Annotated in this window: 12 protein-coding genes and 2 pseudogenes; 9 read left to right on the top strand and 5 right to left on the bottom strand. The window is 63.5% G+C overall.

All coding sequences use genetic code 11. The annotated features are described in order from the left end of the window. Nucleotides 1–24 precede the first annotated feature (24 nt). Nucleotides 25–1212, top strand: coding sequence for a M24 family metallopeptidase (locus JG743_RS08135; RefSeq protein WP_202299267.1), 1188 nt, complete (start codon nt 25–27; stop codon nt 1210–1212). An 11-nt stretch (nt 1213–1223) separates the two neighbouring features. Here the strand turns inward: JG743_RS08135 and JG743_RS08140 are convergent, their stop codons facing one another. From JG743_RS08140 to JG743_RS08150, 3 genes are read right to left on the bottom strand one after another with little or no spacing between them, the layout of a single operon-like run. Continuing rightward, the gene (locus JG743_RS08140; protein WP_202299268.1) at nt 1224–1643 is read right to left on the bottom strand and encodes a cupin domain-containing protein; all 420 of its coding nucleotides are present in this window, start codon (nt 1641–1643) and stop codon (nt 1224–1226) included. 4 nt (nt 1644–1647) lie between these two features. Further along, entirely contained in the window at nt 1648–2514 is an 867-nt protein-coding gene (locus JG743_RS08145) for a phosphoenolpyruvate hydrolase family protein (protein WP_202299269.1), read from the bottom strand. A gap of 12 nt (nt 2515–2526) precedes the next feature. Next, nucleotides 2527–3723 (bottom strand): Tm-1-like ATP-binding domain-containing protein, encoded by a 1197-nt coding sequence (locus JG743_RS08150; RefSeq protein ID WP_202299270.1) that lies wholly within the window; start codon nt 3721–3723, stop codon nt 2527–2529. Nucleotides 3724–3828: 105 nt separating this feature from the next. Between JG743_RS08150 and JG743_RS08155 the strand changes: the two genes are divergently transcribed. From JG743_RS08155 to JG743_RS08190, 8 genes and pseudogenes are all read left to right on the top strand, one after another. Then, entirely contained in the window at nt 3829–4476 is a 648-nt protein-coding gene (locus JG743_RS08155) for a TetR/AcrR family transcriptional regulator (protein WP_202299271.1), read from the top strand. A gap of 439 nt (nt 4477–4915) precedes the next feature. Further along, a complete protein-coding gene (locus tag JG743_RS08160; RefSeq protein WP_202299272.1) occupies nt 4916–6028 on the top strand; it encodes an ABC transporter ATP-binding protein in 1113 nt (370 codons plus the stop codon). Between the two features lie 46 nt (nt 6029–6074). After that, complete coding sequence (locus JG743_RS08165) at nt 6075–7508, top strand: ABC transporter substrate-binding protein (RefSeq protein WP_202299273.1); 1434 nt, start codon at nt 6075–6077, stop codon at nt 7506–7508. Nucleotides 7509–7588: 80 nt separating this feature from the next. Beyond that, complete coding sequence (locus JG743_RS08170) at nt 7589–8650, top strand: carbohydrate ABC transporter permease (protein ID WP_111548867.1); 1062 nt, start codon at nt 7589–7591, stop codon at nt 8648–8650. A gap of 3 nt (nt 8651–8653) precedes the next feature. Further along, nucleotides 8654–9592, top strand: coding sequence for a carbohydrate ABC transporter permease (locus tag JG743_RS08175; protein ID WP_095084794.1), 939 nt, complete (start codon nt 8654–8656; stop codon nt 9590–9592). Between the two features lies 1 nt (nt 9593). Then, complete coding sequence (locus tag JG743_RS08180; protein WP_202299274.1) at nt 9594–10682, top strand: ABC transporter ATP-binding protein; 1089 nt, start codon at nt 9594–9596, stop codon at nt 10680–10682. Continuing rightward, nucleotides 10679–11119 (top strand): hypothetical protein, encoded by a 441-nt coding sequence (locus JG743_RS08185; protein ID WP_095772406.1) that lies wholly within the window; start codon nt 10679–10681, stop codon nt 11117–11119. Before JG743_RS08180 ends, JG743_RS08185 begins: the two co-directional genes overlap by 4 nt. Nucleotides 11120–11226: 107 nt before the next feature. Further along, nucleotides 11227–11991 (top strand): annotated as a pseudogene (locus JG743_RS08190) (ABC transporter ATP-binding protein); the annotation flags it as partial. A gap of 50 nt (nt 11992–12041) precedes the next feature. Here JG743_RS08190 and JG743_RS08195 read toward each other — a convergent pair. Together JG743_RS08195 and JG743_RS08200 are read right to left on the bottom strand one after the other, a co-directional pair. Next, a pseudogene (locus tag JG743_RS08195) lies at nt 12042–12475 on the bottom strand (DUF4437 domain-containing protein). Nucleotides 12476–12584: 109 nt separating this feature from the next. Further along, a complete protein-coding gene (locus JG743_RS08200) occupies nt 12585–13556 on the bottom strand; it encodes an AraC family transcriptional regulator (RefSeq protein ID WP_202299276.1) in 972 nt (323 codons plus the stop codon). Nucleotides 13557–13621: the final 65 nt, after the last annotated feature.

Consider the following 13621-nt stretch of genomic DNA (forward strand, 5'->3'; position numbering starts at 1 on the left):
CCGGCACATTCAGGGAGAGAAAGAATGAACATCGCTCCGGGCAAGAATGCCGCCGCCATTCCGTTCGACCAGGCGAGGCTGGACGGGCTGATGGAGGAGGCCGGCATCGACGTGCTGCTCGCCACCTCCAAGCACAACACGCAGTATCTGCTCGGCGGCTACAAGTTCATCTTCTTCGCGGCCATGGACGCGATCGGCCACAGCCGCTACCTGCCCATCGTCGTCTATGAGAAGGGCGGGCCGGATCGTGCCGCCTATATCGGCAATCGCATGGAGGGTGCCGAGCATCAGAACAACCCGTTCTGGACGCCAACCTTGCACGCCGCCTGCTGGGGCACGCTCGATGCCGCCAATCTCGCCGTCGAGCATGTGCGCAAGATCGGCAAGGATGGAGCCCGCATAGGCATCGAGCCGGCCTTCCTGCCGTCGGACGCCTACGCGCTGATCCGCAAGGCGCTGCCGGACGCGAAGCTCATCGATGCGACCGGCATGCTGGAGCGAATGCGCGCCATCAAGACCGACGCCGAGCTCGAAAAGCTGCGCATCGCTTCCGAGCTGATCACCGATTCCATGCTGGCGACCATCCAATGGGCGCGCGAAGGCACGACCAAGACCGAGATCATCGAGCAGCTCAGGCGCGAGGAGACCAATCGCGGCGCGCATTTCGAATATTGCCTGCTGACGCTCGGCTCCAGCCACAACCGGGCGGCCTCGCCGCAGGCGTGGAAGAAGGGTGAGGTGCTGTCGATCGATTCCGGCGGCAACTATCACGGCTATATCGGCGATCTCTGCCGCATGGGCATCCTCGGCGAGCCGGACGCCGAGCTGGAGGATCTGCTGGCCGAGGTTGAAGCGGTGCAGCAGGCGGCCTTTTCCAAGGTCAGGGCGGGCACGCTCGGCGGTGACATGATCTCCTACGCGGAAGCCGTGCTGAAAGCCTCGAAGGTGGCCCCCTACACCGATTTCTTCGCCCACGGCATGGGGCTGATCACGCATGAGGCGCCGTTCCTGATGACCAACCATCCGGTCACCTATGAAGGCACCTATGCGACAAAGCCGCTGGAGACGAACATGGTGCTCTCGGTCGAGACGACCATGCTCCATTCAAGGCGCGGCTTCATCAAGCTGGAGGACACGGTTGCGGTGACGGACACCGGCTACGTGATGTTCGGCGACCGGGCCAGGGGGTGGAACAGGGGTGGGACGGCTTAGCCAGCGTTCCCTTACTTCCCAGCCGGCGGCAGCAGCCTGAAGTCCGGCAGTTCGCGCAGCGCCAGTTCAGGGCCGGTGGGAGAATAGACGACGAAGAGCTGCATAGGCTGGTCGCCGGTGTTCAGCGTCGAATGGAAGCGGCTCTCGGGCACGTAGACGGTGCAGCCGGGGCCGACCTTCGCCACCACCGGGTTACCGTTCTCGTCTTCGACCATCTGCTCGCCATGCCCCGAGATGACGAAGATGATCTCCTCGGCGCCCGGATGGTTGTGGCGGGTGTGGCCCTTGCCGGAGGGCAGGTCGACGACGCCGCCGGAAAAGCGCTCCGCACCATTCACTTCTGGCGCGACCGTGAGGGCCAGCCTGCCCCAGTCGAAGCCGAAGGCGCTGACGTCCTTCGGGTACACGAACACCTTGCTCTTGTCGGTCATCGACTCATCCCTTCTTTTTCTTTGCATTCGTTTTCGCGCCGCCGATCGATACCGCCTTGAAATCCGCGGTCTGTCTTGCGATCGCCGCTTCAGCCGGCAGCCGCTCCATCGAGCTCGCGCCATAGAAACCGTGCAGCCCTTCGCAGCGCTCCAGGATGTAGCGCGCGTCGTCCGGCATCGAGATCGGACCGCCGTGGCAGAGCAGGATCACGTCCTTGCGCACCAAACGCGCGGCCGCCGCGATGGCGTCGATCTCCTTTACGCAGTCGTCGAGCGACTTGGCCGAGGTGGCGCCGATGGAGCCGCCTGTCGTCACGCCCATATGGGCGACGATGATGTCGGCGCCGGCTTTCGTCATGGCGCGCGCTTCGTCCGGGTTGAAGACGTAAGGGGTCGTAAGAAGATCGAGCTTGCGAGCCTCGGCGATCATGTCGACCTCGAGCCCGAAGCCCATGCCGGTCTCCTCGAAGCTTTGCCGCATGGTGCCGTCGAACAGGCCGATGGTGGGGAAGTTCTGAACACCGGAAAAGCCCATCGTCTTCAGCTCGGCCAGGAACAGCGGCATGATGACGAAGGGATCGGTGCCGTTGACACCGGCTAGTACCGGCGTCTTCTTCACCACCGGCAGCACCTCGTAGGCCATCTCCTTGACGATCTCGTTGGCATTGCCATAGGCGAGCAGGCCGGCGGCCGAGCCGCGACCGGCCATGCGGTAGCGGCCGGAATTGTAGATGATGATGAGGTCGATGCCGCCGGCTTCCTCGGCCTTGGCCGACAGGCCGGTGCCGGCGCCGCCGCCGACGATCGGCGTGCCATCGGCGATCATCTTGCGGAATTTTTCCAGGATTTTCTTGCGCGGTATGGCGGCCATGCTTGTCGGATCTCACTTGCTGGCGATGTCGAGGAAGGCCGCTGTTGCGGCCCTGGCGAATTCGGGATCGTTGATGTGCAGCGGCAGGCGCGTCACCCGCCGTGTTGCCGTCGGTCGGATCGTGCGTTCGATGGCCTCGAACAGCGCGGCATCCGCTTCCTGATCGAAGAAGGCGCCGCCTTCGATGTCGAGCGCCGAGACGCCCTTTTCAGGGATCAAGAAATGGACCGGACCGTCGCAGCGGCTCAGCCTTTCGCCGATCCATGCGCCGATCGCGCGGCATTCGTCAGGTGTCGTGCGCATCAGCGTCACGTTGGAATTGTGCTCGTAGAAGAGGCGACCACGAAAGCGCTCGGGAATGGTCGGCGGCGCCCAGAAGTTGACCATGTCGAGCGCGCCGACCGAGCCGACATAGGGCAGCTTCGTGCGGGCGACGGCGCCAAACCGATCCTCCGTCGCCGGCAGCACGCCGCCAAACAGGAGGTCGCAAACCTCCGTTGTGGTGATGTCGATGATGCCAGCAAGCAGTCCTGAATCGGCAAGCTTCTCCATGGTGCGGCCGCCGGTGCCGGTGGCGTGGAAGACCATGCAGTCATAGTTGGCGCGCAGCTGGTCGGCGATGGCCGTCACGCAAGGCGTGGTGACGCCGAACATGGTGAGCCCGAGCGACAGCTTGCCGTCGGCGGACGGCGCCGGGCTCCGCGCCATGCCAGAGATCGCCTGGGCGGCATTGTGCAGCACGACGCGCGACAGGCGGTTGAGGCCGGCCATGTCGGTCACCGACGGCACCATGACGATGTCGGAGACGTCGACATAGGGCGCGGTGTCGCCGGAGGCGAGCGTCGAGACCATGATCTTGGGCAGGCCGAGCGGCAGCGCGCGCATGCCCGCCGTGACGATCGAGGTGCCGCCGCCGCCGCCGATGCCGATCATGCCGGATACGTCGCCTCGCGATTGGACGAAGCGGGCAAAAGCGGTGGCCATCGCCGCGACCGACCTGCCGCGGTCGTCGATGCCGAGCACGGCCGTTTGGCCATCGGGATGGTGCCCGGCGACCGCTTCGGCCGTGACATCGACCGGCACGGTGGCAGTGCGCGTTCCGACGTCGACGCGGGTCACGGTGGCGCCCGTGGCGGTGATCGCGTCCGCCAGGAAGCCGAGTTCCTCGCCCTTGGTGTCGGCGGTGCCCACCACATAGATACGCTTCATCGCGTTTCCCCGGTCGTCAATGCGGCCGACGTTGTCGTCGGCTTCTGCCAGCCGTCGGCAAGCAAAGGCCATTGCAAATTTTTGAGACGCGCGTACCGTATTGACATGGATGTCTCACGTCAACAAGCCACAGTGAACGACGAGGCTGACCAGGCCGCCAAGCGTGGACCCCGTGCGCGCACAAAGCGGCTGATGCTGGAGACGGCAACGAGGCTGATGCAGGCTGGCGTCACCCCTTCGGTCAGCGAGGTCGCGGAGGCCGCGCAGGTTTCCCGCGCCACCGCCTATCGTTATTTCCCGAGCCAGGCGGCTTTGGTGCAGGCGGTGGTCGACGAGGGGCTGGGACCGATCCTCACCTGGCAATCGAGCTCGGTCGATCCCGAGCGCCGGGTGGCCGAACTGTTCGACACCGCCATGCCGCGCATCGAGGCTTTCGAGGCGACGTTCAAGGCGGCGCTGAAGCTGTCGCTCGACCAGTGGGCCCGCCAGCAGGCAGGCACGCTGGGTGGCGAGCCGGCCTTCACACGCGGCCATCGCATAGACCTGCTGGAGGATGCGCTTGCGCCACTGAGGGGCGAGCTGCCGCCGCGCGAATTCGAGCGCCTGGCGCAGGCGCTGTCGCTGATTTTCGGCGTCGAACTGCTGATTGTGCTGAAGGACATCTGGGGCCTGGACAGCGGCAAGACCCTGGCCGTCGCCCGGTGGGCGGCCTCAGCGCTGGTGCGCCAGGCGCGACTCCGGACGCCATCCTGACCAGGGGTGGTGGCGGCGTGAGTTGGGCATGGAGGAGGGCTGGACGAAAGCGGATGCAGGATATGAGACTTCTCCCGACGCGGACCGGATTGGGGGGTCGTCGAGGGGAATCCGAGGCGGTCGCCGCGGTAGCTCGGAGCGAATCTGGTTCGACCAGATTTGAAGGTCGGCGATTTCAGTGATTTTGAGGATTGGCGTTTTGCGAACGGTATGAAGGTGGAGAATTGCCAAAAATGAAGGAAATACCAACATATAGCGGACGTTTTCAGCTTATTTTGGTGACGGCAAATTTTAAGAAAGCGCTTGACGAGCATCTTAAATTGGTAATACCAGATTAGGAAAGAAAAGGCGGATCGGGAATGACAGCAGCAGTCCATTTCGGCAGGGCGAGGAGGATCACACGGATGGCGCGTGTTCCGTCCGCACGAGGTGGCGCATCGTGACGCAGACGTCGCCTCGCGCCAGTGCCGGCAAGGGGATTGCGCTGCGCCTCGATGGGCTCAGCAAAGCCTATGGATCCGTGCGCGCCATCAACGACCTGAGCTTCGCCGTCGACGAAGGCCGCTTCTTCGTACTCTTCGGGCCGAGCTCGGTTGGCAAGACGACGACGCTGCGCACTATCGCCGGCCTCGTCCAGGCCGACTCCGGCACGCTTGAGATCGGCGGCCGCGACATGACCCATGCGCCGATCGCCGGCCGCGGCATCTCGATGGTCTTCCAGTCTTTCGCGCTTTACCCCCACCTCACGGTCTACGACAATCTCGCCTATCCGCTGCGCGAGGAGAAAGCCGCGCGCGCCGAGATCGACAAGCGGGTGAAAGAGACCGCCGAGATCCTGAAGCTGACACACCGCCTGAAGGCCAAGCCGGCAACCCTGTCCGGCGGAGAGCAGCAGCGCGTCGCGCTCGGCCGCTCCCTGATCCGCCGGCCAAAGATTCTTCTCCTCGATGAGCCGCTCACCAATCTCGACGCCAAGCTTCGGCACGAGACGCGCGCCGAGCTGAAGCGGCTGCACCGCCAGTTCGGCATGACCGTGATCTATGCCACGCCCGACGAGCTCGAGGCTCTCTCGATGGGCGAGACGATCGCCGTCATGCGCGATGGCGGCATCGTCCAGATCGGCACGCCGGACGAGCTTTACGAGCAGCCGATCCATACCTATGTCGCCAGCAAGATCGGCTCGCCGCACATGAATCTGTTCACGGCCTCGGTGCGCGCCGACACCAGGTCTTTCGACACGCCGCTCGGGACTCTGGTTCCGGCGACGGCGCCAAAGACTGCCGATGCCGGCGAGGCCGCGCTGATCGGCATTCGCCCGAGCGACATTCGGCTCGCCGCCAAGGGCGAAGCCGGGGTTGCCTCGAAGGTGCATCTGGTCGAACCGCTCGGCGACATCACGGTCGTCTCGGTCGAGGCCGGCGGCGAGATGTTGCGCATGGTGCTGCCGGAAGCGATCGCCGCCAGCATCAGGACCGGCGATTCGGCATCGATCGCCATCGATAACAGGAAAATCCACGTCTTCCGCGCCGTGAGCGGCCAGGCAATGACCTGACGCGAACGGCGAGAAGCAATCCGGTTAACCAAGGGAGGAAACGCGAATGACGGCGATGACCAAAGTGAAAGGGCTAGCGACAGCCGCAAGCTTCGCTGCCACGCTACTGGTGGGAGGCGTGACCTATGCCTCTGCCGAAGAAGTGACGTTGACGATGGCGGTGCCGGATTGGCCCCCGACCCGCATTATGAAGAAGTTCTTCGACGAGCAGTACAAGCCCAAGTCTGGCAATACCGTGAAGCTCGATGTCGACTTCATTCCGTGGCCGGATTTCTACACCCGCGTCAACGCCTCGTTGACCTCGGGCGAAAAGAAGTACAACTTCATCGTGTCGGACTCGCAGTGGCTGGGCGCCTTCGTCGAAGGCGGCTACTTCCGCAAGATCAACGATCTCATCGATGCCGACCCGGAACTCAAGGCGACGATGGAGTCGATGCATCCCGCCGTGCTCAACGCCTACTCGACCTATCCCAACAGCACGCCGAACTACTACGGCTTCCCGCAGTTCCCGGACGTGCTGGTCACCTACGGCCGCAAGGACGTGCTCTGCAACGACGACGAGCAGGCCGCCTTCAAGGCGAAGTACAATGAGAAGCTGCCCTGCACCGGCGAAGAAATCGACGCCATGGACTGGAACACGTTCGAGCATGTTGGCGAATTCTTCCAGCGCAAGAAGGGCGACAAGCTCGCCGGCCAGGTGCTGGATGACGATTTCTACGGCATCGCCTATCAGGCAGGCAAAGGCTACGACTTCTCGACGAGCTCGGTTCACACGTTTGTCTGGCAGCATGGCGGCGGCATCTGGGATGAAACCAAGGCCCCGACCGGACATGCCGAAGGCGTCGTAAACTCCCCGAAGTCCATCGAGGGCATGGAGCATTTCCTCAAATTGCTGAAGTACATGCCGCCGGTGGTCAAGACCGGCACCATGGACATCTTCGTCTCGGACCAGTTGTTCCGTGAAGGCAAGGTGGCCATGAACATAGACTGGATCGGTCTCGGCGAAGCCTCGCTCGATCCCAAGACGTCGAAGGTTGCCGACAAGCTGGTGTTCGGATTGGCGCCAGGCCTGCGCGGCCCCGACGGCAAGGTGAATCGTACGTCACAGATCGGCGGACAGCCTTTCGTTCTCACCACCTGGACGACGCCTGAGCAAATCAAGGAAGCGGTGGGCTTCGTGAAGTGGTGGCTCTCGCCCGATATCCAGCACCAGTTCGCCGCCGGCGGCGGCCAGTCCGCGATCAAGTCGGTCTACAGCGATCCGAAATACGTGACCTATCGTCCGTGGGACCGCGCCTGGGCGAACTCGCTCGACTGGCAGAAGGACATGTGGCACGTGCCGCAGTTCTTCGAACTGCTCACCCAGCAGCAGGACCAGTACGACCTAGCCATCACGGGCAAGCAGGACGCCAAGACCACCCTGGATAACATCGCCAAGTTCCAGGAGGACCTCCTGAAGAACGCTGGCCTTATCCAGTAACCTTCCGACATAGCTGCGGGGAGCGGGCAAAAGCCGCTCCCCATCATTGCCACGTCACGCGCTCCATATTTCGGACTCCCATGACCGCTGTTTCAAGTACGCTGCTGACACCACGCCTTACCGCGGTTGTTGCCCACAACTGGAAACTCGCCATCGCTGTCGCTGTCGTCGTGTCGGCCATATCAATGGCGGGCTTGCCGGCGGCTGTCTCCTTCTGGGTGGTGGGCGCCGCGGCGGCGTTGGTCGCGGCCGCATTTACCGTCAACGCGTATCGCCGCCACTACTTCGGCGCCCTGCTGGTCGCTCCGGCAATCGCCGTTCTGTTTGTGATGAATATCTTCCCCCTGCTGTGGTCGCTGGGCCTTTCGTTCTTCGCCTACCAGGCAAACCAGCAGACGATCCGCTTCGTCGGACTCGGGAACTACGTTCGGATCCTTACCAACGATCTCGCTGCTCACGCGACTTGGGGCGCGCTGATCAATACCGCCATGTTCGTCGTGTTCACCGTCTCCGCGCAGATGATCGTCGGCTTTCTGCTGGCCATCCTGTTCGCCAAGCAATTTCCGCTGCGCAAGTATTTGTTGATCCTGGTGCTGACACCGATGATGCTTTCGGTTGTCGCCTCTGGCGTGTTCTTCACCTACTACTATGACCCGACATTCGGGATTCTCAGCTACGTCATCAATTCCATCTCCGGCAACCAGTTCATCCTGATGAGCAACAAAGTCGGTGCCGTGGCGGGAATCGTTTTCGCCGACGCATGGATGTGGTCGCCCTTCGTCATGCTCCTTGTGCTGGCGGGCCTCGTCTCGGTGCCGAAATACCTTTACGAGGCCGCTGCCATCGACCGTATTTCCAGCTGGCGGCAATTCTGGATGATCACCTTCCCCTACATCCGCGGCCTTCTGATGTTGGCCCTTCTCTTCCGCACCATCGAGGCATTCAAGCTGGCGGATCTCGTCATCCTCCTCACCAAGGGCGGCAACGACACACTGACGATCTCCTATCACTTGATCCGCATCGCCAACGAGCAGAACAAGACGAGTGAGGGCGCGGCGATCTCCTATCTGATGCTGTTCATGGTGATCGTTCTCACCAACCTCTACCTGTACCTCGCAAACCGCCGTACGCAGGGAGCCTGACCCGTGGCCGAATCGATATTGGGAAAGCTCGGCTTCGGCAGGGCCAGCGGAGTAGACAAGGCCGGCTGGGGGCGGACGCTCGCCGTGGCCGTCGTCGCCTTTATCTATTTTCTGCCGGTGCTGTTCATCATATTCACCGCCTTCAAACCGCAGGGCGACGCGCTCCTGGTGCCTCCGACGCTGTCGCCCACGTCGCTGTTCGGCTTGATTCCGGACCATTTTGTGTTCAAGCCCACGCTCGAAAATTTTGGGTCCGTCTTTTCCCGCTCGATGACGCCGGACGGTGCCCCGGAAGCGACAGGATTCGACCGTTATTTCTTCAACTCGATCTTCATCGCCTCGGCGTCGGTGCTGCTGGCGCTGGTCATCGGCACCCTGGCGGCCTTCGGCTTCTCGCGCTATCCGCTGAAAGGCAATGACACCTACCTGTTCATCATCCTGACCACGCGCATGCTGCCGGCGATTGTGGTGATCATTCCGGTGATCCTGATGTTCCGTGTAGTGGGCCTGTCGGGCTCGTATCTCGGCATCATCATGCTCTACACCGCCTTCAACCTGGCCTTCACCATCTGGATGATGAAGAGCTTCTTCGATGAATTGTCGCCAGACGTCGAGGATGCCGCCCGCATCGACGGATCGTCCGGAATGCGGGTGTTCTTCAAGATTTGCCTGCCCCAGGTCATTGCCGGGCTCGCCGCCACGTTCGTGTTCGGCCTGATCCTCACCTGGAACGAGTTCCTCTTCGCCCTGTTGCTCTCGGGGCCCGACACGAGAACGGTCCCGGTCGCCATGAACCAGGCCGTGTCGTCGGGTGGACGCGGCACCGACTGGACTTTGCTTGCCGCCATCGAAACCCTGTTCCTCGTCCCAGTCTTCCTAGTCACCTTCTTCTTGCAAAACCATCTGTTGCGCGGCGTTACCTTCGGCACCGTGAAGCGCTGAGATGTCAACCATCGAACTCCGCAAAGTCACCAAGCGTTTCGGCTCCTTCACCGCGGTCAAGGACGTTGACCTGTCGGTGGCCGCCGGTGAGGTCGTCTGCCTTCTCGGCCCGTCCGGCTGTGGCAAGACGACGACCCTGCGCGTCATCGCCGGGCTGGAAAGCGTCACTGACGGCGAGGTCGTCATCGCCGGCAAGGTGATGAACAACCTGCCGCCCGAAAAGCGCGACATCGCCATGGTGTTCCAGTTCTACGCGCTCTACCCGTCGGCATCGGTCGGCGAGAACATCGCCTTCCCGCTCTATCATGACGGCATTTCCAGGGCTGAGCGGACTGCCCGCGTCAACCGCGTCGCCGCGATCCTCCACTTGGAGCACGTTCTCGACCGGCTGCCGAACCAGATATCCGAGGGCGAAAAGCAGCGCGCCGCCATGGCCCGCGCCATCGTCCGCGACCCCAATTGCTTCCTCTTCGACGAGCCCTTGTCGCGTCTCGATGTCGAACTGCGCCAGAGCATGCGTGGCCAGATCAAGGAAGTGCTGCAGGGCCTCTCCAAAGCGACCGTGATCGTGACCCATGACCAGCTCGAAGCGCTCACCATGGCCGACCGCATCGCCATCATGAAGGACGGCCTGATCGAGCAAGTCGGCTCACCGCACGAGGTTTTTGCCAAGCCCGCCAATGCTTTCGTGGCGAGCTTCATCGGCACGCCGCAGATGAATCTTCTCGAGGCCGACCTCAAGACCTTCGCCGATGGCACGGCGGAGATGACCGTGGCCGGCATTAATCTGGCGATCCGCACGGACGCGGCGGTCGCGCGCCTGCAGCCCGGCAAGGTGACGATCGGTGTCCGCCCCCGCGCCTTCACCGCGACCGATACGGGGGACCGTGGCACCATCTCCGCCCGGGCCGAGCTCATCGAGCCCATGGGCGCCGAAACCCTTATTCATGCCCGCACGGCGGCAGGCGCCGACATCCGCGTCGTGGTGACGAGAAGCCAGCGGGTCAAGGTCGGCGAGGCGCTGAATCTACGCCCCGATCCCAGGCAAACCCATGTCTTCGATGGCGCTGGAAAGGCGGTGCGGTCATGAGCGACAGTTCTTCCGGCATGAGCCGGGCCGGCGCGTACTGCCTCGAGGTCTTCATCATTGGCCTCGGCGTCATGGCGCTGGTGCTGATCTTCCAACCCTTTTCCATCGGCCTGTACGCGGTCGGCAGCGGTCTCGTGGTGCTTGCCGGACTCATCAACAACCTGCTGCCGTTGGCCCAGCCGGGCGTCAAGGTGCGCAGTGTGGTGACCGTAGCGCTGGTCGTGGCGCTGGTCTTCTGCATTGCGCTGCTGGTTTCGATCACGGCGGCGCATCTCTACGGCGTCTTCTTCCTCAATCCACCGGACCCCAACACTCTCGCCGGCAAGGCGCAGCTCGCCACGCCGCCTTTCTACAAGCAGGCTTTCGTGTGGGAAATCGCCGCCGCGGCGGTGATTCTCGCGCTCGTCGTCACCGCTCTCAACAAGACAGCGCGATGACCAGCAGCTGACGCTATACGGCAGGTCGCGCTCGCGCCGGTCCGCGACGGTCGGTGTGCGTCGCCCTCCCAACTGTCACGCCGTCATCCTCCGGCTTGACCGGAGGACCCGACGCCGAGATCAAGGATCGCGTCGCACGCGCCGCCCGCACGCTGCGGATCGAGCATCTGCTCGACCGCAAGACCGACCGGCTGTCCGGCGGCGAGATGCAGCGCGTCTCCATCGGCCGGGCCATCGTGCGCAAGCCGCGCGTGTTCCTGATGGACGAGCCGCTGTCCGCGCTCGACGCGAAGCTGCGCGAGGCGCTGCGTACGGAACTCAAGAACCTGCAGATGCAGCTCGGCGCCACCTTCCTGTTCGTCACCCACGACCAGATCGAGGCGATGTCGATGGGTGACAAGGTCGGCGTGCTCAACCATGGCCGCATCGTCCAGACCGGTACGCCGCAGGAGATCTACAACAATCCGCGAGACACCTATGTGGCGAGCTTCGTCGGCTCGCCGCCGATGAACCTTATGGACGGCAAGCTGGTCGATAACCGGGCGGTGATGGCGCCAATGAGTTTCGAGCTGCCGCTTGCGGGGGGAGCCAAGACCGGCAATGCGGCCGACGGTCGCCCGCTCGTCTTCGGCATCCGTCCCGAGGACGTCTATCTGGAGAGCGGCGCGCCGGTCGAGGCACGCGTCCACGACGTCGAGAATCACGGCGTCGAAAAGATCGTAACGCTGAGGGTCGGCGACGCGATGCTGAGAGCCACCGTGCCGGCAAGGACCGCCGTCGAGATCGAGCAGCCGGTGCGCTTTGCCTGGAATCCGGACAAGGTGGTGATGTTCGACAAGGGCAGCGGCGTGAGCCTTAGGCACGCCGGTTAGACGGCCCCGTCAAGTTGCGCCTGGACTGGCGCATCGGCGCCTTTGCCAGGCTATTTCGGCAGGTAGGTCTGGTAGGGCGTGTCGTTGATCAGGAGGATCACGCACTCCGTGTCCGACAGAGGCAGGCATCGTCATGCATCTCATCGGCCTTCTGGGTCCAGTACGACCCGGGCGGCAACTTGACCTTGGTCGCTTCGCCGCCCTGCATTTGCCAGTGCGCCCACAGCCCCTTGATGACCACGGCGCGATAGTCGGCGGTGTGCGCATGGACCGGCGCGCGCCAGTTGCCGGGAACTTTCAGCAACGTGCCGGCCGGCCCCTTCGCCCGTTCGCCCCATAGCGGGCCGAGGCGCTGCGGCTGGTCAGGCGCTTCGACGACATAAGGGATCTTGTCGGCCGGCAGGTAGCTGTCTTCGAGAGCGAAGGCTCGTCCGGGAAGGACGGCGAGCGCGGCGAGCACAAGCGGTGCGAGACGATTGGCCATGGCGGTTTCCTCCGCCGGCCAGCTTATGCGGCCTCCGCCGGCCGGGAATGGCCCGTCGTCCAAAAGATTTGGCAATTCCTCCAGTCCGATGGGGCCTGCCGCCGCGACGTCAGGCGTGGTCGTCGCTGTCGCCTGTATTGCGCAGATGGCTCGGCGCGATCCCCATGACGCGCTTGAAGGCGCGGCTGAAGGAGGCTTCGGAATCGTAGCCCAGCTTCGCCGCGGCCACTGAAACGCGCATGCCGTCGCGGGCCAGCCATTGCCGCGCCTGGTGCATGCGTACGCTGAGCACATATTTGGCCGGCGTCTCTCCGACCACGCTGGCGAAGCGCTGGGCGAAGGCGGATCGCGATGCTCCCATCATGCGGGCCAGCGACTCGACCGTCCAGTCGCGGTCCGGCTGCAGGTGGATGGCGGCAAGCACCTTGCCGACATCGGGATTGCGGACGGCGGCGATCCAGCCGGTGGCGTCGCCGCAGCCGTTCTCCACCCAGGAGCGGATGATGGTGGCGGCAAGCACATCGGCAAGGCGGGCGAGGATACCGCCGGAGCCGACTCGGTCCATCGTCACCTCACCGGCCATGGCGTCGAGCAGATGCTGGATGCCCGGCGCGTTCGCCATCAGCTTATGCGCCTGCATCAGGTCGGGCATCATGTCGAGCAGCGGATGCGAGCCGTCGAGATTGAAATGCATGCTGCCGCAGAACAGCAGCGTCTTGCAGCCATCACAGCCGTTGGAGACGTCATAGATGTTTTCGCAGACCGGCTCGATCGTGTAGCGGCCGATCGGCACGGGAGGCACGCCCGGCGCGCTGGCCAATATGTGCTCGTCGCCGCGCGGGATCAGCAGCGCGTCGCCGACCGACAGTTGGGTCCATTCCTTCGCCGGCGTAAACAGCCAGCAGCCCTGCTGTCCAATGAAATGGAACCGCGCCGCCTTCTGCGCGGGAAAGGACACCGCCCAGGGTTCGCCGAGAACGCAACGGCCATAATCGACCCCGTCCAGGCGCAATCCCCGCAGCATGTCGGTGAGCGGATCGCCGGAAGCCGGCAGCGCTGTTTTGGACGAATTGTAATTCATTTCGGAGTTTTTAGCATGGAAACTCCAACCGGTCACTCCCTATGTTGCACTGCAGCCAAATGTTG

Origin of the sequence: Mesorhizobium sp. 131-2-1, assembly GCF_016756535.1 — a bacterium.
Classification (GTDB): Bacteria; Pseudomonadota; Alphaproteobacteria; order Rhizobiales; family Rhizobiaceae; genus Mesorhizobium.

Bases quoted from the DNA above. Each gene is read 5' to 3' on its own strand.
- JG743_RS08135 (WP_202299267.1), top strand. From the start codon at position 25: ATGAACATCGCTCCGGGCAAGAATGCCGCCGCCATTCCGTTCGACCAG.
- JG743_RS08140 (WP_202299268.1), bottom strand. From the start codon at position 1,643: ATGACCGACAAGAGCAAGGTGTTCGTGTACCCGAAGGACGTCAGCGCC.
- JG743_RS08145 (WP_202299269.1), bottom strand. From the start codon at position 2,514: ATGGCCGCCATACCGCGCAAGAAAATCCTGGAAAAATTCCGCAAGATG.
- JG743_RS08150 (WP_202299270.1), bottom strand. From the start codon at position 3,723: ATGAAGCGTATCTATGTGGTGGGCACCGCCGACACCAAGGGCGAGGAA.
- JG743_RS08155 (WP_202299271.1), top strand. From the start codon at position 3,829: ATGGATGTCTCACGTCAACAAGCCACAGTGAACGACGAGGCTGACCAG.
- JG743_RS08165 (WP_202299273.1), top strand. From the start codon at position 6,075: ATGACGGCGATGACCAAAGTGAAAGGGCTAGCGACAGCCGCAAGCTTC.
- JG743_RS08170 (WP_111548867.1), top strand. From the start codon at position 7,589: ATGACCGCTGTTTCAAGTACGCTGCTGACACCACGCCTTACCGCGGTT.
- JG743_RS08180 (WP_202299274.1), top strand. From the start codon at position 9,594: ATGTCAACCATCGAACTCCGCAAAGTCACCAAGCGTTTCGGCTCCTTC.
- JG743_RS08185 (WP_095772406.1), top strand. From the start codon at position 10,679: ATGAGCGACAGTTCTTCCGGCATGAGCCGGGCCGGCGCGTACTGCCTC.
- JG743_RS08200 (WP_202299276.1), bottom strand. From the start codon at position 13,556: ATGAATTACAATTCGTCCAAAACAGCGCTGCCGGCTTCCGGCGATCCG.